Below are 18,718 nucleotides of genomic sequence, written 5' to 3'. Positions count from 1 at the left end.
GTGACAGCGGCGACGTTCCTGCTGCCCGCGGTCGCGCGCTTCGGCGCGCAGCGCTGGCTGCCGGAGATCGCGCAGGCGCTCGGGCGCGCGGATGCGGCCACGCAGGCGGCCGGCCGTCGCGCGCAGCTCGCCCGGCACCTCGATCTTCCCGCCGGACGCTGGCCGCTGGCGGCGTTGTCGCGGCAGGTGGATGCCGGTGATGCGGCCACGCTCGAGTCGGCGTGGTTGCGCGCCGATCCCGCGTGGCTGCGTCCCGACATCAACGGCGTGCGGCTGATGGCGCACGGCGATGCGCTGGGATTGACCCGGGCCGATTGCGATGCGCTGCTGCCGGTGTTGCGGCCGGTGTTCGGCGACGCCGGTTTCCAGCTCGATGCGCCGGTGCCGTCGCGCTGGTATCTGCGGCTGAGCCGCGCCAGTCGGCTGCCGGACTTTCCCGATCCCGGCGATGCCTTGGGCACCGACCTCGCCGGTTACGAGGACGACGACAGCGTCGAGGCGCGGCGCTGGCGCGCGCTCGGCACCGAAGCCCAGATCCTGTTGCACAACCATCCCTGGAACGCGGCGCGGATTGCGGCCGGCAAGCCGCCGGTCAATGCGCTGTGGTTCTGGGGCGGCGGGCCGCTGCCGGATGCGCGGTCCGCCTCCGATGGCCGCTATGCCGCGGTGCGGACGGACGACGCGACCCTGCAGGCGCTGGCATCGCCGGTCGCGCAGGTCGGGGGCTTGCCGGATTCCTGGACGCCGGACGACGGCGACACGCTGTCCGACCTGAGCAGCCTGCGCGATCTGCGCCAGCTGCAGGCCGCCTGGTTGCAGCCCGCGATCGCGGCCGTGGCGCGGGGCGAGCTCCGCACGCTGACGGTCGACGACGAAGACGGCCAGGTGCTGCATCTGCGGCGCCGGCACCGGTGGCGGCTCTGGCGCCGCGCGCGCGTCGTTACGCCGCCGGCCGCGCCGTGAGCGCAACGTCCCCGACGATCCGCCGTCGCGACTGCGACGTCGGTGCCGGCTGGCCGGACACCGTGCCGCCCTTGCTGCGCCGGATCTACGCCGCGCGCGGCGCCCACGATGTCGAGGCCGCCCAGCCGCGACTCGCGCGCCTGCTGCCGCCCGACGCGCTGACCAATATCGATGCCGCCACCGCGCTGCTCGCCGACGCCGTCGCCGCCGGCCAGCGCATCCTCGTCGTCGGCGACTTCGATTGCGACGGTGCGACGGCCTGTGCGGTCGCGGTGCGCGGGCTGCGCATGCTTGGCGCGGTCGATGTCGTGCACGCCGTGCCGAACCGCGTGACCCATGGCTACGGCCTGTCGCCGGGCCTGGTCGAGACCCTCGCGCCGCTGGCGCCCGACCTGCTGGTGACCGTCGATCACGGCATCGCCTGCCACGCCGGCGTCGCCGCGGCGAAGGCGCGTGGCTGGCGCGTGCTGGTGACCGATCACCACCTGCCGGGCGACGCGCTGCCCGGCGCGGATGTCATCGTCAATCCGAACCTGGCCGGCGACGCGTTCGCGAGCAAGACCCTGGCCGGTGTCGGTGTGATCTTCTACGTGCTGCTGGCGCTGCGGCGACGTCTGCGCGACGCCGGTGCGTTCGCGGGTCGCGACGTGCCGGACCTGACGACGCTGCTGGATCTGGTGGCCGTCGGCACCGTCGCCGATCTCGTGCCGCTCGACGCGAACAACCGGGCGCTGGTCGCCGCCGGTCTGCGTCGGCTGCGGGCGGGGCAGGGGTGCGCCGGCCTGCGCGCCCTCATCGAGGTCGCCGGCCGCGATGCCGCGCGCCTGACCGCAACCGACATCGGCTTCGCGATCGGCCCGCGGATCAATGCCGCCGGCCGGCTGGAGGACATGGCGATCGGCATCGAGTGCCTGCTGACCGACGACCCGGCGCAGGCGCGCGAGCTGGCGGGCCTGCTGCATGCGATCAACGCCGAGCGTCGCGCGGTGCAGCAGCTGATGCTCGACGATGCCGAGCTGGCCGTCGCGCGGCAGCCGCCGGTGGATCCCTCGGATGCCGGCGTCTGTCTGCACGATCCCGACTGGCACCCGGGCGTCGTCGGTCTCGTCGCCTCGAAGATGAAGGACGCGCTGCACCGGCCCGTCATCGCGTTCGCGCCGGCGGAACCGGGCAGCCCGCAGTTGCGCGGCTCCGCCCGGTCGATTCCCGGGCTGCACATCCGCGACGTGCTGGCGGCGGTCGACAGCGCGCATCCGGGCCTGATCGAGCGTTTCGGGGGCCACGCGATGGCCGCCGGCCTGACCCTGCGCGCCGACCTGCTCGACGCGTTCTCGGCCGCGTTCCGCGCCGCGGTGTCGGCGATGCTCGACCCCGCGTTGCTGCGCGCCGAGCTGGTCACGGATGGCCCGCTGGCGCCGCACGAGTTCGACATCGTCCACGCGGCCGGGCTGCGCGACGCCGGGCCGTGGGGACAGGGCTTTCCCGAGCCGCTGTTCGACGGCGAGTTCGCCGTCGTCGACTGGCGCATCGTCGGCCAGCGCCACCTCAAGCTGACCTTGCGTCTGGACGGCGGTCGCGCACCGCTGTCGGCGATCCACTTCGGCGGCTGGCGCGAGCTCGCACCGGCTGCCCGCGAACGTGTCGTCTACCGTCTGGCCCCGGACGACTATCGCGGCGGCGACGCCGTGCAGCTCGTCGTCGAGCATCGGGAACCGCTCGCCACCCGCTGACGCGCGCGCACGTCACCTTTCGATGAATGCGGGTGGCAGAATGTGACGCCGCCGGATCGCCGGGGGCGCCCGGCACGCGCGATTGCGCCGTGCCTCATCAGGATGAGGAGAATCCGCTTTGAAGGCATTCCATACGCTGGCTCTGGGGATCGCGCTCGCGATCGGCACGGGCGCACCGCTGCAGGCCGCCGAACCCGCGACCGCGTCGCTGAGCATCGGCAGCGAGACGCGCGGCGAGATCACCTCGCGCACCGCGATCAACTACCGCGACGGCTCGCGCAGCGCGCTGTACCGCGTCGACCTGCGCGAAGGCCAGGTCGTGTCGTTCCAGGCCAGCGGCCCGCTGCGCGCGCGGCTGTCGGCCTTCCATGACGGCGAGCTGCTCGGCGCCTCGCCCGAAGGCAACGAGAATCCTACGCTGGTCGTGCGCGCCAGGCGCAGCGGCGCGCACACGCTGGCGGTCAGCGGCCTGGACGCGAATGCGTTCGGTCCGTTCACGCTGAGCGCCAAGGCGATCGAAGCCTACGACGGCGGCACGCTGCAGGTCGGCGCGTCGATCAGCGACTGGGTCGACGGTCCGCGTCGCCTGCCGCTGCAGATCGACACTGCGGGGCTCTATGTCATCGACATGCTGTCCGACGACTTCGACGCGAAGCTGTCCCTCGAAGGCCAGGGCGTGTCGCTCAACAACGACGACGGCGGCGACGGCACCAACGCGCGCATCAGCATGCAGCTGCAGCCGGGCCGCTATACGCTGACCGCCGACGGCTACGAAGGCTCGGTCAACGGCATGTACCAGCTGCGCGTCGCGAGCCGCGAGCTGCCCGAAGGCGGCCTGTCGGCCGGCGGGGCGATCGAACTCGGTACCGAGGCCACCGGGCTCTACCAGGGCAGCGCGCAGCGCTTCCGGTTCTCGCTGCCGGCGCGGCGTCTGGTGCGCATCGACATGCGCAGCAGCGAACTCGATTCGATGCTGACGCTGCGCGGCAATGGCATCGAGAAGCAGGACGACGACGGCGGCGACGGGCTCGATTCGCGCATCGTCATGCTGCTCGAGCCCGGCGACTACGATCTCGAGGTCGGCACGGCGACGGAAGGCGCCGGGCTGTTCACGCTGGCGCTGTCGGCGACCGAGGTGCCGGCCAACGTCGGTGGCGGCCCCCTGGCGATCGGACGCAGCACCGACGCCACGCTGCTGCCCGGCATGACCGACCGCTACACGGTGTCGGTGCGCAGCGCCGGCGACTACACCGTCGACATGCGCGCCGACGACCTCGACAGCCACCTGCGGCTGCTGCGCGGCACCGAGGAGGTCGCATCGGACGACGACGGCGGCGGCGCGCTGCATGCGCGCATCCAGCACCGGCTCGAGCCCGGCGACTACGTCATCGAAGCGACGTCGGTGGATTCCGGCGCGACCGGCCGCTACACGATCGGCATCGATCGCCGCTGAGCCGTACGACCGGCGTCGACCACGCAGAAGCCGCCGCATCGCAGGATGCGGCGGCTTTTTGCTGGACGGCCCGGCGAGGTGTCGTTCGCGCTGCGGTTGCCGTCAGGCGCTGCCGTCCGGCGCGCTGTCGCCGCTGCGCCAGCGGATCGGCATGCGGCTGCTGAGTGCGCGTGCGCCGCCGCTGGCGACGGCCGGCTCCGGGTCGCGCAGGATTCCGGCGATCGTCGCATCGGCCGTCGTGCCGCTCCAGAGCGCCGTCCACGCATCGCGTCCGCCGCGCTTGGAGGCGTACAGCGCCCGGTCCGCCAGCGCCACGGCTTCCTGCCAGCCACCGCTGCCGTCGGCGCCGTCGCGCAGGAACGGCCAGCAGGCGAAGCCGAGCGAGATGGTCAGCGGCACGGCGCCCACCTCGGGAATCGCGAACGGCGTGTCGCCGATGCGCTTGCGCAGGCGCTCGGCGATCTGGGTGGCGATCTCGAGGTCGAGGCCGGGGCAGGCGACCAGGAATTCCTCGCCGCCCCAGCGCGCGACGATGTCGCCCGGTCGGCAGCACTCGCCGAGGCGGGCGGCGATCTGGGTCAGGATCTCGTCGCCGGTGCCGTGTCCGTGGCGGTCGTTGCTGTGCTTGAAGTGGTCGACATCGATGAGGAACACCGCATTGCGCAGCGCGGGCGCGGTCGGCACCGGCATCGCGCGCAGGCGGCGCGTGGCGGCGCCGCGATTGTCCAGGCCGGTCAGCGCATCGACCGAGCCCAGCTGGTGCAGGCGCCGGTTGACCCTGCGCTGGTAGAACGCGAACGCGACCATCGCCAGCGCCAGCAGCACGAAGCCGAGCACCGCGGCGTTGCGCAGGCGCTGGGTCTTGCTGAGGTTGTCCGCTTCCAGCCGGCGGGCCTCGCGCATCGACATCACTTCCTGCTGGCTGGACTTGTCCTGCAACTGCGCCTGCAGGCCGGCCAGGCTTTCGAGGTTCTGCGCGCGCAGTGCACCGAGCTCGCGCGCCAGCAGCGCCTGCTGCGCGTCGAGCGCGTCCTCGAACGCACCCCCAGCGCGCAGGGCGGCGATCCGCGCGCGCGCCGCGTCGCGGTATTCGATGCGGAACGCGCCCGTGCCGACGACGGCCAGGGCCTCGTCCGCACGGCGTAGCGCATCCGCCGCGTCGCCCTCACGCAGCGCCAGGGCCGAGGCGCGCACCAGCGTGGTCGCCGCGCCGGAGGGATCGCCTGCGTCGCGCTGGTCGCGGGCCATCGCGACCAGCATGTCGCGCGCGGACGGATCCGGCGCCAGCCGCGCACGCGCGGCGACGCGTTCGGCCCGGATGCGGTCGTGGACGAGGGCGACATCCGCGCCGGTCGCGAGCTGGGCCGCGGTATCGAACGCGGCGAGCGCGGCCAGGTCGTTGCCCATCCGCGCATGGTTGGTGCCCCGGTTGTAGGCCAGCACCGGGTTGCGGATGTCGTGCGCGGCCGCGAGCGCCTGCGCCTGGGCATAGAAGCGCTCGGCGGCCTCGAAGGCTTCGAGTTCCTCGCTGTGGATGCTGCCGACATTGATCAGCATCGCGACCTGCGCCTCCTGCGAGGCATCGGTCTGTGCGGCTTCGTAGGCGCGGGCGTAGAACTCCAGGGCGCGCGGGACCTGCCCGATCATGTGCAGGGTGGCGCCGGCATTGGACAGTGCCCGCAGCGCGAAATCCGGCGGCATCGGATGCGCCAGCAGCAGCGCGTCGATCCGGTCGACCGACGCGACCGCGCGGGCGCTGTCGCCGAGCAGCGCGGCGGCGCGGCCCAGGCAGCTCTGCAGCTTCATTTCGTCGTCGTGGGCCAGGGCGCCACGCGCCAGCACCTCGTCGGCCACCCGCAGCGCGGCGGCCGGATCGGTCTGCCGCAGCGCGAAGCAGCGGTCGATCCCGTCGGTGGCCGTGCCGGTCGCCGTCGCGTCCACGGGCGGCACCACCGCGGCGATCGCCACGGGCATCGACGCCGCGCTCCCCAGCGCCAGCGTCGCGATCAGCCAGAACATCCGCCCACCAAGTGTCTGCATGCGTCTAAATATTGTCGTGGATGTGGCCAGTGCCCCCAATGGCGACGGGGAGTCTACCGGATCGACGCGGCCCGGCCGCACGCGACGCGGCGGGGACGGGGACTTGTTAGAATCCACGGTTTTCCGCGGTTCCCATTTCATGATCGAACTCAATCCCGTCCGCCAGCGCATCGTCGACCTCCGCTGTCGGCTGGATGCGCTCAGGGGGTATCTTTGACTACGACGCCCGTCGCGAGCGTCTGGAAGAAGTCGAGCGCGAGCTCGAGGACCCGACCGTCTGGAACGATCCCGAGCGCGCCCAGGCGCTGGGTCGCGAGCGTTCGATGCTCGACAAGACCGTCAACGGCATCCGCAGCCTGACCGAAGGTCTGGAAGGCGCCAGCGAGCTGCTCGAACTGGCCGAGTCCGAAAGCGACGAAGACACCGCGCAGGCCGTCGTCGACGATGTCGACGGGTTCGCCGCCGAGGTCGACAAGCTGGAGTTCCAGCGCATGTTCTCCGGCGAACTCGATTCGGCGAACTGCTTCGTCGACATCCAGGCCGGCGCCGGCGGCACCGAGGCCCAGGACTGGGCCGAGATGATGCTGCGCATGTACCTGCGCTGGGCCGAGCACCGCGGCTGGAAGACCGAACTGATGGAAGTCAGCGGCGGCGAAGTCGCGGGCATCAAGTCGGCGACCGTGCGCGTCGAGGGCGAGTTCGCGTTCGGCTGGCTGAAGACCGAGATCGGCGTGCACCGGCTGGTGCGCAAGTCGCCGTTCGACTCGGACAACCGCCGCCACACCAGTTTCACCTCGGTCTTCGTGTCGCCGGAAGTCGACGACAACATCGAGATCGACATCAATCCGGCGGATCTGCGGACCGACGTGTACCGCGCGTCCGGTGCCGGTGGCCAGCACGTCAACAAGACCGAGTCGGCGGTGCGCATCACGCACATTCCGACCAATACCGTCGTCGCCTGCCAGACCGGCCGCAGCCAGCACCAGAACCGCGACACCGCGATGAAGATGCTCGCCGCCAAGCTCTACGAGCTGGAAGTGCAGAAGCGCAACGTCGAGAAGGATGCGCTGGAAGCCACCAAGTCCGACATCGGCTGGGGCAGCCAGATCCGCAACTACGTGCTCGACCAGAGCCGGATCAAGGATCTGCGCACCGGCGTCGAGCGCAGCGATACGCAGAAGGTGCTGGACGGTGATCTCGACGAATTCGTCGAGGCCAGCCTGAAGTCCGGCCTCGAGGCCGGCGCCAAACGCAGCGACGCCGTCTGATCGCTCCACCCGCCGACGCGCCGCGTCGGCCCGGCACGACCGGCCGCTCCGGTCGCGCGTGATTCCTCTTCGCACACTGACGAACCGCACCCATGACCGACGCCCCCGCACCGCAGACGCCCGCCGACGAGAACGCCCTGATCGCGGAGCGTCGCGGCAAACTCGGCGCGCTGCGCGGGCAGGGCATCGCGTTCCCCAACGACTTCCGCCGTCGCGACGAGGCCGGTGCCCTGCAGGCGACCTACGCCGATGCCGAGCGCTGGACGGGCGAGGCGCTGGAGGCCGATGGCGCGCGCGTCGCCGTGGCCGGGCGTCTGATGGCGAAGCGGATCATGGGCAAGGCCGCGTTCGCGCAGATCCAGGACGTCAGCGGCCGCATCCAGCTGTTCCTGCAGTCGGCGACACTCGGTGAGCGCTACGACGCATTCAAGGGCTGGGACGTCGGCGACATCGTCGCGGCCGAAGGCACGATGATGCGCACCAAGACGGGCGAATTGTCGATCAAGGCGGAATCGCTGCGGCTGCTGACCAAGTCGCTGCGGCCGTTGCCGGACAAGTGGCACGGCCTGAGCGACGTGGAACAGCGCTATCGCCAGCGTTACGTCGACCTGATCGTCTCGCCCGAGGCGCGCGCGGTGTTCGTCAAGCGCTCGCGCATCATCGGCGCGATCCGGCAGTGGCTCGACACTCGCGACTTCCTCGAAGTCGAGACGCCGATGATGCATTACATCGCCGGCGGCGCCGCGGCCAAGCCGTTCACCACGCATCACAACGCGCTGGACCTCGATCTGTTCCTGCGCGTCGCGCCCGAGCTGTATCTCAAGCGCCTGGTCGTCGGCGGGTTCGAGCGCGTCTACGAGATCAACCGCAATTTCCGCAACGAGGGCGTGTCGACACGGCACAATCCCGAGTTCACGATGCTCGAGCTCTACGAGGCCTACGTGGCCTATGAAGAGGTCATGGACCTGACCGAACACCTGATCCGTGATGTCGCGCTGCAGGCCGTCGGCACCACGGCGCTGGCGTGGGACGGCAACGCGATCGATGTCGGCCCGGCGTTCCGGCGCTGGAAACTCGAAGAAGCCGTGCGCGAATTGAATCCCGAGATCAGCGTCGCCGACTGCCGCGATCGCGAAGCCCTGGCCGCGCATTGCGTGCGCCTCGGCGTGCACGTGAAGGCCGGCTATGGTTGGGGCAAGCTGCTGCTGGAGCTGTTCGAGAAGACCGTGGAGACCGGCCTGATCCAGCCGACCTTCATCACCCATTACCCGGTCGAGGTCTCGCCGCTGGCGCGCGAATCCGACGGCGAGCCGGGCATCACCGACCGCTTCGAGCTCTTCATCGGCGGCAAGGAAATCGCCAACGGCTTCTCCGAGCTCAACGATCCCGAAGACCAGGCCGCCCGCTTCCGCGCCCAGGTCGACGCCCGCGAAGGCGGCGACGACGAAGCCATGCACTACGACGCCGATTACATCCGCGCGCTCGAGGTCGGCCTGCCGCCGACCGGCGGGCTCGGCGTCGGCATCGACCGTCTGGTGATGCTGCTGACCGGGTCCTCGTCGATCCGCGACGTGCTGCTGTTCCCCTACATGCGGCCGCAGAACGACGCCTGACGTCGGTTTCCGACGCCGGCGCCGGCGGTGCGCTGGCCTGACATCGCCCACGTTTCCCGTTGGAATGGGGATGGCGTCACATCCCCGGCGCGCCCGAGGGCTGGCCCGGAGCTTGCTTCACGTTAAGATCGTGCGCACGCGCTGCCACCGGCAGTGCAGGGGAACAGGAGAGGCCTGCCTTGAACATCGTCATCGTCGATGATCAGACGTCCGCCCGGACGATGCTGCGCCACATCCTCGAGGACATCAGTCCCGAGATGGAAGTGTTCGATTTCGGCGACCCCGAGACCGCCCTGCAGTGGTGTGACGACAATCGTCCCGACCTGCTGCTGCTCGACTACCGCATGCCGGTCGTCGACGGGCTGGAGTTCGCGCGGCGCTTCCGTCGGCCGATGCTGCATCGCGACGTGCCGATCGTCCTGGTCACCGTGGTCGGCGACGAGCCGATCCGCCAGGCGGCGCTCGAGGCCGGGGTCATCGATTTCCTGGTCAAGCCGGTGCGGCCGCGCGAGCTGCGCGCCCGCTGCCGCAACCTGTTGCAGCTGCGCCAGCAGTCGGAGTCGATCAAGCAGCGGGCACTGTCGCTGGAGCAGCGGCTGCTGGCGAGCATGCACGAGGTCGAGGAGCGCGAACGCGAGACCCTGATCCGGCTCGCCCGCGCGATCGCCTATCGGGACGCCAGCACCAGCGCGAATCTCGAACGCGTGGCTGCGGTCGCCGGCATGGTCGCCGACGCACTGGGCCTGAGCGAAGAAGAAGTGCGGATGATCGAGCTCGCCGCGCCGCTGCACGACATCGGCAAGATCGCGATTCCCGATGCGATCCTGATGAAGCCCGGTCCGCTGACGGCCGAGGAAACCGAGACGATGCGCCAGCATCCGCAGATCGGCTACGACCTGCTGGCCGACAGCCAGAACCGGTTCATCCAGCTCAGCGCGCTGATCGCACTCCGCCACCAGGAGCGTTACGACGGCAGCGGCTATCCGGACGGCCTGGCCGGCGACGAGATCCCGCTGGAGGCGCGCATCGTCGCGATCGCTGACGTCTTCGACGCCCTGATGTCCAAGCGCCCGTACAAGCGCGCGTGGTCCATCGAAGAGGCGCTGGCCTACATCGGCGAGAACAGCGGCCGGCATTTCGATCCGCGCTGTGTCGATGCGATGCTGCGCAATACCCAGCGGCTGCGCGAGATCAGCGCGCTCTACGGCGGTCCGGTCGCCGGTTCGCTGCAGTGAGCGCCCGGCGATGACGTCGCTGCTGCAATGGATGCAGGCGCGTCTCGCCAGGCGTCCGGACAGCGAGCACGGGCAGGCGTTGATCCGCCTGGCGCTGCTGTTCGTCGTGCTGCTGTTCCTGCTGTGGGTCGACTCGAGCGGCACACGCCCGCCGGCCTACGTCGAAGTCATGACCATGGTCGTCGTCGGCTTCAGCGTCGGCGCCGCACTGGTGGGGTGGCTGCTGGCGTCGCCCGGCACCTCGCACCCGCGCCGCATCGCGGGCATGTTGTCGGACTACGGCCTGATGGGGGCGGCCATGGCGGTCATGGGCGGTCCCATCGCCTGGGTCTACGTGCTCATCCTCTGGGTCACGGTCGGCAACGGGCTTCGCTACGGCAATCGCTACCTGTATGCCGCGATGACCATGGCAGTCGTGAGTTTCGGCTCCGCGATCGTCCTCAGCCCGTACTGGCACGCGAACCTCAGTCTCGGAATCGGCCTGCTGATCGGGCTGGCGGCGATTCCCCTTTACCTGTCCGGCCTGCTGCGCGAGCTCACCCGCGCGACCGACGAGGCCAGGCGCGCGAGCGAGGCGAAGAGTCGTTTCCTCGCGAACATGAGCCACGAATTCCGCACGCCGCTGAACGGGCTGGCGGGCGTGTCCGAACTGCTGGCGACGACGCGCCTGGATCCCGAGCAACGCGAATATCTCGCCACGATCCGCGCCTCCACCGGGAGCCTGCTGGCGATCGTCGAGGACGTGCTCGACATCTCGGCCATCGAGGCCGGCAAGCTCAAGCTGACCGACCAGCCGTTCTCGGTGCGCGAGCTCATCCAGGGCGTCGATCTGATGCTGCAGCCCACGGCGCGGGGCAAGCGGCTGGCCTACGCGTCACATGTCGCCGACGCGGTGCCGGATCTGCTGCGCGGCGATCCCGCGCATCTGCGCCAGGTGCTGACGAACCTCGTGGGCAATGCGGTGAAGTTCACCCACGAAGGCGCGGTGCGGCTGGACGTCGAGGCCTCGTCGGAGGCGGGCACCGGGACGCGCCTGAAGTTCACGGTGACCGACACCGGCATCGGCATCCCGGCGTCGGCCCGTGATCGCCTCTTCGAAGCCTTCGAGCAGGTGGATACCACCCTGTCGCGTGGCTTCGGCGGTACCGGCCTGGGCACCAGTATCGCCAAGCGTCTGACCGAGGCGATGGGTGGCACCATCGGTTTCGAAAGCACCGAGCATGCGGGCAGCCGGTTCTGGGTGGAGTTGCCGTTCGCACTCGCCGACGTCGAGGCGATGGAGGCCGAGGCGGCGCCGGAACGGCGGTCCGACACGTTCTCGGCGCGTTCCGCCGGCGGCGCGCGCAGCGCGGTCAACGTCATCGCGTTCAGCGACCCCTTCCTGCGCCATCGCGCGCGGGTCCGCAGCCTGCAGGTGCTGATCGCCGACGATCACGCGGCGAACCGCATGGTGCTCGAACGCCTGCTGCAGAAGGCCGGCCACAGCGTGGTCAGCGTGGAGGGCGGGGAAGCCGTGCTCGATGCGGTCGCGGGCCGCGACTACGACGCGATCGTCGTCGATCTGCACATGCCGGGCGTCAGCGGGCTGGACATGCTGCGCGAGCTGAGGACGCTGCAGGCCGGCGCGACGCGCACGCCGGTCATCGTGCTCAGTGCGGATGTGACGCCCGAGTCGATCGGCAGCTGTCGCAAGGCGGGCGCACACGCATTCCTCGCCAAGCCGGTCGTCGCATCGAAGCTGCTGGATCTGCTGGCGGACATCGCGACGCCCGGCGCCCGCATTTCGGTTCCGGATCCACTGCCGGTAGCGAGCGCCGGCAGCGACGAACTGCTCGACGACGATGTGCTCGACGAGCTCGCGTCGCTGGGCATGGGCGACGATTTCGTCGTCAGGTTCATCCTCCAGTGCCTGGAAGATGCGCAGACCTGCCTGGCCGCCGTCGAGCGTGCGGGCGCGGCCGAAGACTGGGCGGCGATGCGGGATCACGCGCACGCCCTGAAGGGCGTGGCCAGCAATGTCGGTCTGGTGAAACTGTCGAACCTGAGCGGCGAGCTGATGCGCATGGCCGAATGGCAGATGCGCCGCGAGTGGCGCCAGCGGTTGACGGTGCTGGACGCGCAACTCGATCTGGGGCGGATCGCCTTGAACGCGCGCGGACGGAATTCCGTCGCGCGCGATCAAGGCCGGGAGCCCTGACCCGCGGGCTCAGCCGCCCGTGCCGCTCGCCTTGAGCGCGTAGGTGCGCCGCGACTGCGCCTTGACGATGCGGTCCATCGTCCGCAGCGACCGGTCGCCGAGCGCCAGCGCGGTGTCGACCCAGACCTCGGTGATCCCCATCAGTTCGTCGTAGCCCACGGGCTGGGACAGATTCCGAACCGCGTTGAGTGCGACGTGCGCATGCGGCGCGCGCTGCTGGCGGCGGATCAGATCCTCGACCGCGGCTTCGCCGTGGCCCTTGGGCACCAGCACGTCGACCACGCCCATCGCATGCATCTGCTCGCTGGTGAAGATGTTGCCTTCGAGGATGATGCGTTCGGCCAGCTGCGGCGCGACGCGCTTGCACAGGAACGAATACGCGCCCATGCCGGGGAACAGGCCGAACAGCACCTCCGGCAGCCCCATGTCGATGCCTTCCTCGGCGACGATCGTCTGGCAGGCGAGGGCGAGTTCGAAACCGCCGCCCAGCGCATCGCCCTGCAGCAACGCGATCATGCGCACGTCGCCGCCCAGGCCGGTGTGGATGTGATGCACGCCGTCGATGCACTGGCGTGCGTACGCGAGCAGATGCTCGCGGTCACCTTCGCGGATCAGTTGCGCGAACAGCGCGAGGTCCCCGCCGAGGTTGAAGGCGTCGGCATCGGACGCGACCACGACGTGCCGGAGCTTGCCGGGCTCCCGCTGGCTCTCGCGCAGGGTGATGGTGTTGAGAAAACTCCACATGTCGGCCATCAGCTCGGGGCGGAAACAGGGTCGGCCGCCTGCCGAGAGATTGCTGTGCATGTACATCCAGTGTGTCTGGTTCGACGGGTCCGACTCGACGCGCATGGTCGGATACGGGCGGACGCGGTGCAGCATTTCGACGTTGGTCATGGTGTTGGATCCCCTGGGGAAGGGGCCGCGCCGGCCGGGCATCCGACGGAGCCCCATCTATTCATCTATCGCCCGATGCATGCTTCTATGCGCTCAAACGATGACAAGGGCAAGGATTTCAATGACCTGGGGGTCGAATACCGACCAGTTCCCACTAAAGTGAGAATTACGTCACTTTTTTGGCGCCGGCTCGTCGCGGAGTTCGCGACGCAGGATTTTTCCGACATTGGTCTTGGGAAGCTCGTCACGGAATTCGACGATCCGCGGGTGCTTGTAGCCGGTCAGCTGCTCCCGCGCATGGGCCTTGACCTGCTCGGCGGTCAGCGACGGATCCTTGCGCACGATGACGACCTTCACCGCCTCGCCGGACTTCTCGTCGGGCACGCCGATCGCCGCGACCTCGAGCACGCCCGGCATCATCGCGATGACGTCCTCGATCTCGTTGGGATACACGTTGAAGCCCGAGACCAGGATCATGTCCTTCTTGCGGTCGACGATGTAGAAGAAGCCGCCTTCATCCATCCGTGCCATGTCGCCCGTGTGCAGCCAGCCGTCGGCGTCGATCGCCTGGGCCGTGTCTTCGGGGCGCTGCCAGTAGCCCTTCATCACCTGCGGACCGCGGATGCACAGCTCGCCGACTTCGCCAACCGGCAATGCGTTGCCGTCCTCGTCCTTGATGCAGGCTTCCGTCGACGGCACGGGCAGGCCGATGGCGCCGTTGTACTCGGCCAGCGTCATCGGGTTGATGCAGGCGGCCGAGCGTCGTGCCGGTGACCTTCTGCCAGCGCTCGGCGACCGAACGCTGCACGGCCATGCCGCCGCCGAGCGTGAGGTGCAGCGGCGAGAAATCGATGTCGGCGAACCCCGGGGTATTGAGCAGGCCGTTGAACAGGGTGTTGACGCCGGTGATCGCGGTGAACGGCTCGCGCTTGAGCTCCTTGACGAAGCCGGGCATGTCGCGCGGATTGGTGATCAGCACGTTCTTGGCGCCGAACTTCATGAAGACCAGGCCGTTCGCCGTCAACGCGAAGATGTGGTACAGCGGCAACGCCGTGATGATGGTTTCCTGGCCAGGCTTGACGTTGGTGCCGACCCACGCAGACGCCTGCTGCATGTTCGCGACCAGGTTGCGATGGGTCAGCATCGCGCCTTTGGCCACGCCGGTGGTGCCGCCCGTGTACTGCAGGAACGCGATGTCCTCCAGCGTGATCGAGACCTCGGGCAGCTGGTGCTTCGCGCCCAGCGACAGCGCGTCGCGGAAACGCACGGCGCCGTGGATCGTGTACTCCGGCACCATCTTCTTGATGTAGCGCAGCACGAAATTGACGATCGGGCCCTTCGGGAATCCGAGCAGGTCGCCGAGACCGGTCGTGATCACCTGCTTGATCTGCGTGTCGGCGAGCACGTCCTGGACGGTCTTGCCGAAATTGTCCATGACCAGGATCGCGGCGGCGCCGGAATCCGACAGCTGATGGCGCAACTCGCGCGCGGTGTACATCGGATTGGTGTTCACCACCGTCAGTCCGGCGCGCAGGATGCCGAACGTCGCGATCGGGTACTGCAGACAGTTGGGCATCATGATCGCGACGCGATCGCCCTTCTTGAGTTTGAGTTCGCCGAGCAGATAGGCGGCGAAATCACGGCTGCGCGCATCGAGCTCACCGTAGGTGATCGTGCGGCCCATGTTCGAGAACGCGGGGCGGTCGCGGTGATGGGCGATCGCTTCGTCGAGGATCGCAGGGACCGAACTGTACTGCTCCGGATCGATTTCCGCAGGAATGCCCGCAGGATAGTTCGCCAGCCACGGACGTTGTTCGGTCATGCAATCCTCTCCCAGAGATTGAAGGTCGGCACTCGATGCGGTGCGCATACCTGTGCAATTCGATCGATTGGAGCATAGGGGCCAGGGAGTGGCAAGGCAGCGCGGGCCGCTCGCGCGCGTGGATAATCGGTGTCTGTCGCAACGCGGGGAGACGCGCTGATGTCCTGTTCCGAACGAGCCGGTATGTGCCACGAGATTCCGCACGTGCGGCGGATGGCGGCGACCGTGTTCGCGCTGCTCGTGCTCGCATTCGCGGCCGGTTGCGCGAGGGCGCCGCCGGAAGAGGCCTTGCGTGCGCAGGTCGCTGCACTGCAGCAGAGTCTCGAAGCGCGCGACGCGTCGGCGCTGGAAGCGCTGCTCGACGAGGACTTCATCGGTCCCGACGGCATGGACCGCCGGGCAGCGCGCCGCATGGCGACCCTGATGCTGATGCGGCAGCAGGCTATCGGCGTCACGGCAGGCCCGCTCGATGTGCAGTTGCAGGGCGAGGACAGCGCGACCGTCCGCACCACGGCGGCCCTGACAGGTGGCAGCGGACGGCTATTGCCCGACAACGCGCGTGCCTACCGCGTCGACAGCACCTGGCGGCGCCGTGGCGACACCTGGCGGATGCTCAGCATCCGCTGGGAACCGGCGTTGTAGTCCGAAAACGGGACCGGTTGCTTCTTCGCCGCGAGCTGACGCAGCACGTAATGCAGCAGACCGCCATGGTGGGTGAGGCGCATCGCCTGCGCGGCATTGCCGCGCGATGCGCCGAACGCCCGGCGCGCTGCGCCGGGCGGGGCTTCCGCTGAAACAGACGCGGAGCGGTTACTTCTTCGCCGCGAGCTGACGCAGCACGTAATGCAGCAGACCGCCGTGGTGGGTGAGGCGCATCGCCTGCGCGGCATTGCCGCGCGATGCGCCGAACGCCCGGCGCGCTGCGCCGGGCGGGGCTTCCGCTGAAACAGACGCGGAGCGGTTACTTCTTCGCCGCGAGCTGACGCAGCACGTAATGCAGCAGACCGCCGTGGCGGAAGTACTCCACCTCCTTGGGCGTCAGCAGCAGCACGTGCACGTCGAAGCGGATCTCGCTGCCATCGGTCCTGGTCGCGACCAGGGTCGCGGTCTTCGACTTGCCGTCCTCGAGACCGGTGATGTCGATCGTCTCCGACCCATCCAGCCCGTGCGTCTGTGCGTTCTCGCCTTCCTTGAACTGGCAGGGCAGCACGCCCATGCCGACGAGGTTGGAGCGGTGGATGCGCTCGAAGCTCTCGGCGATGACCGCCTTGACGCCCAGCAGGTTGGTGCCCTTCGCCGCCCAGTCGCGCGAGGATCCGGTGCCGTATTCCTTGCCGGCGAACACCACCAGCGGGATGCCGTCGGCCTTGTATTTCATCGCCGCGTCGTAGATCGGCATCTTCTCGGCGCCGCCGGCGCCGAAGTAGTGGGTATTGCCGCCTTCCTCGCCGCCGAAGAACAGGTTCTTGATGCGGATGTTGGCGAAGGTGCCGCGTACCATCACATCGTCGTTGCCGCGGCGCGAGCCGTAGCTGTTGAAGTCCGCCGGCTGCACGTTGCGCGACTGCAGGAATTCGCCCGCCGGCGATTCCTTCTTGATGTTGCCCGCGGGTGAGATGTGGTCGGTGGTGATCGAATCGCCGAACAGGCCCATGACGCGCGCGCCGCGGATGTCGTCGATGTTGCCGACGTCCATCGTCATGCCGTCGAAGTAGGGCGGGTTCTTGATGTACGTCGACGCCTCGTCCCAGGCATAGAGATCGCCGTCCGGCGATTCGATCGCGTTCCAGCGGCTGTCGCCCTTGAACACGTCGGCATAGTTCTTCTTGAACATCTCCGGCCCGATGGTCTTGGCGATGAAGTCGCCGATTTCCTTGTTGGTCGGCCAGATGTCGCGCAGATAGACGGGATTGCCGTCCTGGTCCTTGCCCAGCGGATCGTGGGTCAGATCGATGTCGACGGTGCCGGCGATCGCGTAGGCGACGACCAGCGGCGGCGAGGCGAGGTAGTTCATCTTGACCTCGCCGTGGATGCGGCCTTCGAAGTTGCGGTTGCCCGACAGCACCGACGCCACCGCAAGATCGTTCTGTGCGATGCCCTTCGACACCGCCTCGGGCAGCGGGCCGGAGTTGCCGATGCAGGTGGTGCAGCCGTAGCCGACGACGTAGAAGCCCAGCGCTTCGAGATCGTCCATGACCCCAGCTTTTTCCAGGTAATCGGTCACCACCAGCGAGCCCGGCCCGAGCGAGGTCTTGACCCACGGCGCCGCCTTCAGCCCCTTGGCCGCGGCCTTGCGCGCGAGCAGGCCGGCGTGCACGAGGTGATCGCGGCGATGCCCTCCGAGCCGTCGGTGAGTTCGTGCTCGCCGTCGTCGAGCGTGATCGTCGACACCGGCTTGGCGGCGAGGCGCTCCGCCTGCGGCTGGTCGCCGCCTTCCTTTTCGAAGCGGTCGACCTGCGGATCCTCACTGCCGGCCTTGCCACGGTTGGCGATCAGCGGGCCCAGGTTGTCGCGGAAGTTCTGCTGCACCTTCTCCAGCAACACGCGGTCCTGCGGACGCTTCGGGCCGGCGAGCGACGGGCGCACGTCGGCCATGTCCAGCTCCAGCACGCTGCTGTACTCAGCCTCGGGCGCGCCGGGCTCGTGCCACAGCTGCTGCGCTTTCGCGTAGGCCTCGACCAGCGCGATCTGCTCCTCGCTGCGGCCCGACAGGCGCAGGTAGTTCAGCGACTCCTGGTCGATCGGGAAGATGCCGCAGGTCGCGCCGTATTCCGGCGCCATGTTGCCGATCGTCGCGCGATCGGCCAGCGGCAGGTGCTGCAGGCCCTCGCCGAAGAACTCGACGAACTTGCCGACGACGCCATGCTTGCGCAGCATCTCGGTCACGGTCAGCACCAGGTCGGTCGCGGTCGCGCCTTCCGGCATGCGGCCCTTGAGCTTGAAGCCGACCACCTGTGGAATCAGCATCGAAGACGGCTGACCGAGCATCGCAGCCTCCGCCTCGATGCCGCCGACGCCCCAGCCGAGCACGCCGATGCCGTTGATCATCGTGGTGTGCGAATCGGTGCCGAAGACGGTATCGGGATAGGCCCAGGTCTCGCCATCGCGGTCAGAGGTCATGACCACACGCGCGAGGTTCTCCAGGTTCACCTGGTGGACGATGCCGGTGTTCGGCGGAACGACCTTGAAGTTGTCGAACGCCTTCTGGCCCCAGCGCAGGAAACCGTAGCGCTCCTTGTTGCGCTGGAATTCGATCTTGCCGTTGAGGTCGAGCGCGTCCGGCCGGCCGAACACGTCGACCTGCACCGAATGGTCGATGACCAGCTCGGACGGAATCAGCGGGTTGATCTGCTCGGGCTTGCCGCCCAGCTTCACCACCGCGTCTCGCATCGCCGCCAGGTCCACGACGCAGGGCACGCCGGTGAAGTCTTGCAGCACGACGCGCGCCGGCATGAACGCGATCTCGGTGTCCGGCACCGCCTTCGGATCCCACGTCGCGACTG

10 protein-coding genes and 2 pseudogenes are annotated in these 18,718 nt (G+C 69.0%); 8 read left to right on the top strand and 4 right to left on the bottom strand.

Going from position 1 to position 18,718, the window contains the following annotated elements; translation table 11 throughout:
* The 3 genes from CJ022_RS00635 (at position 1) to CJ022_RS00625 (ending at position 4,146) form a co-directional block, all read left to right on the top strand.
* Positions 1-963 (top strand): phosphoglycerate mutase, encoded by a 963-nt coding sequence (locus CJ022_RS00635; protein WP_101924788.1) that lies wholly within the window; start codon positions 1-3, stop codon positions 961-963.
* Positions 960-2,693, top strand: a complete 1,734-nt coding sequence (gene recJ / locus CJ022_RS00630) for a single-stranded-DNA-specific exonuclease RecJ (protein WP_101924944.1) — start codon at positions 960-962, stop codon at positions 2,691-2,693. Before CJ022_RS00635 ends, recJ begins: the two co-directional genes overlap by 4 nt.
* Before the next feature lie 118 nt (positions 2,694-2,811).
* Complete coding sequence (locus CJ022_RS00625; protein ID WP_101924787.1) at positions 2,812-4,146, top strand: hypothetical protein; 1,335 nt, start codon at positions 2,812-2,814, stop codon at positions 4,144-4,146.
* 102 nt (positions 4,147-4,248) lie between these two features.
* On the opposite strand, the gene CJ022_RS00620 is transcribed toward CJ022_RS00625, so the two are convergent.
* The gene (locus CJ022_RS00620) at positions 4,249-6,186 is read right to left on the bottom strand and encodes a GGDEF domain-containing protein (protein ID WP_158238320.1); all 1,938 of its coding nucleotides are present in this window, start codon (positions 6,184-6,186) and stop codon (positions 4,249-4,251) included.
* Between the two features lie 194 nt (positions 6,187-6,380).
* Here CJ022_RS00620 and prfB point away from each other — a divergent pair, with 194 nt between their 5' ends.
* The 4 genes from prfB to CJ022_RS00600 all read left to right on the top strand — a co-directional run bounded on the left by prfB (position 6,381) and on the right by CJ022_RS00600 (position 12,499).
* Positions 6,381-7,454: a peptide chain release factor 2 gene (prfB, locus tag CJ022_RS00615; RefSeq protein WP_101924785.1), complete on the top strand. Its 1,074-nt coding sequence runs from the start codon at positions 6,381-6,383 to the stop codon at positions 7,452-7,454.
* 92 nt (positions 7,455-7,546) lie between these two features.
* Complete coding sequence (gene lysS, locus CJ022_RS00610; RefSeq protein WP_101924784.1) at positions 7,547-9,067, top strand: lysine--tRNA ligase; 1,521 nt, start codon at positions 7,547-7,549, stop codon at positions 9,065-9,067.
* 179 nt (positions 9,068-9,246) lie between these two features.
* Complete coding sequence (locus CJ022_RS00605; protein WP_101924783.1) at positions 9,247-10,302, top strand: response regulator; 1,056 nt, start codon at positions 9,247-9,249, stop codon at positions 10,300-10,302.
* Positions 10,303-10,312: 10 nt separating this feature from the next.
* Entirely contained in the window at positions 10,313-12,499 is a 2,187-nt protein-coding gene (locus CJ022_RS00600; RefSeq protein ID WP_101924782.1) for an ATP-binding protein, read from the top strand.
* 9 nt (positions 12,500-12,508) lie between these two features.
* Here the strand turns inward: CJ022_RS00600 and CJ022_RS00595 are convergent, their stop codons facing one another.
* Together CJ022_RS00595 and CJ022_RS00590 are read right to left on the bottom strand one after the other, a co-directional pair.
* Positions 12,509-13,393, bottom strand: a complete 885-nt coding sequence (locus tag CJ022_RS00595) for a crotonase/enoyl-CoA hydratase family protein (protein ID WP_101924781.1) — start codon at positions 13,391-13,393, stop codon at positions 12,509-12,511.
* A 171-nt stretch (positions 13,394-13,564) separates the two neighbouring features.
* Positions 13,565-15,215 (bottom strand): annotated as a pseudogene (locus tag CJ022_RS00590) (AMP-binding protein).
* A 183-nt stretch (positions 15,216-15,398) separates the two neighbouring features.
* On the opposite strand from CJ022_RS00590, the gene CJ022_RS00585 reads away from it, so the two are divergent.
* Entirely contained in the window at positions 15,399-15,857 is a 459-nt protein-coding gene (locus CJ022_RS00585; protein WP_233198547.1) for a nuclear transport factor 2 family protein, read from the top strand.
* Between the two features lie 319 nt (positions 15,858-16,176).
* Here CJ022_RS00585 and acnA read toward each other — a convergent pair.
* Positions 16,177-18,668 (bottom strand): annotated as a pseudogene (acnA, locus tag CJ022_RS00580) (aconitate hydratase AcnA).
* Between the last annotated feature and the right edge of the window lie 50 nt (positions 18,669-18,718).

The sequence above is a fragment of the Luteimonas rhizosphaerae genome (assembly GCF_002849595.1).
Lineage (GTDB): Bacteria > Pseudomonadota > Gammaproteobacteria > Xanthomonadales > Xanthomonadaceae > Luteimonas > Luteimonas cellulosilyticus.
This window is presented reverse-complemented; position numbering and strand designations above follow the sequence as displayed.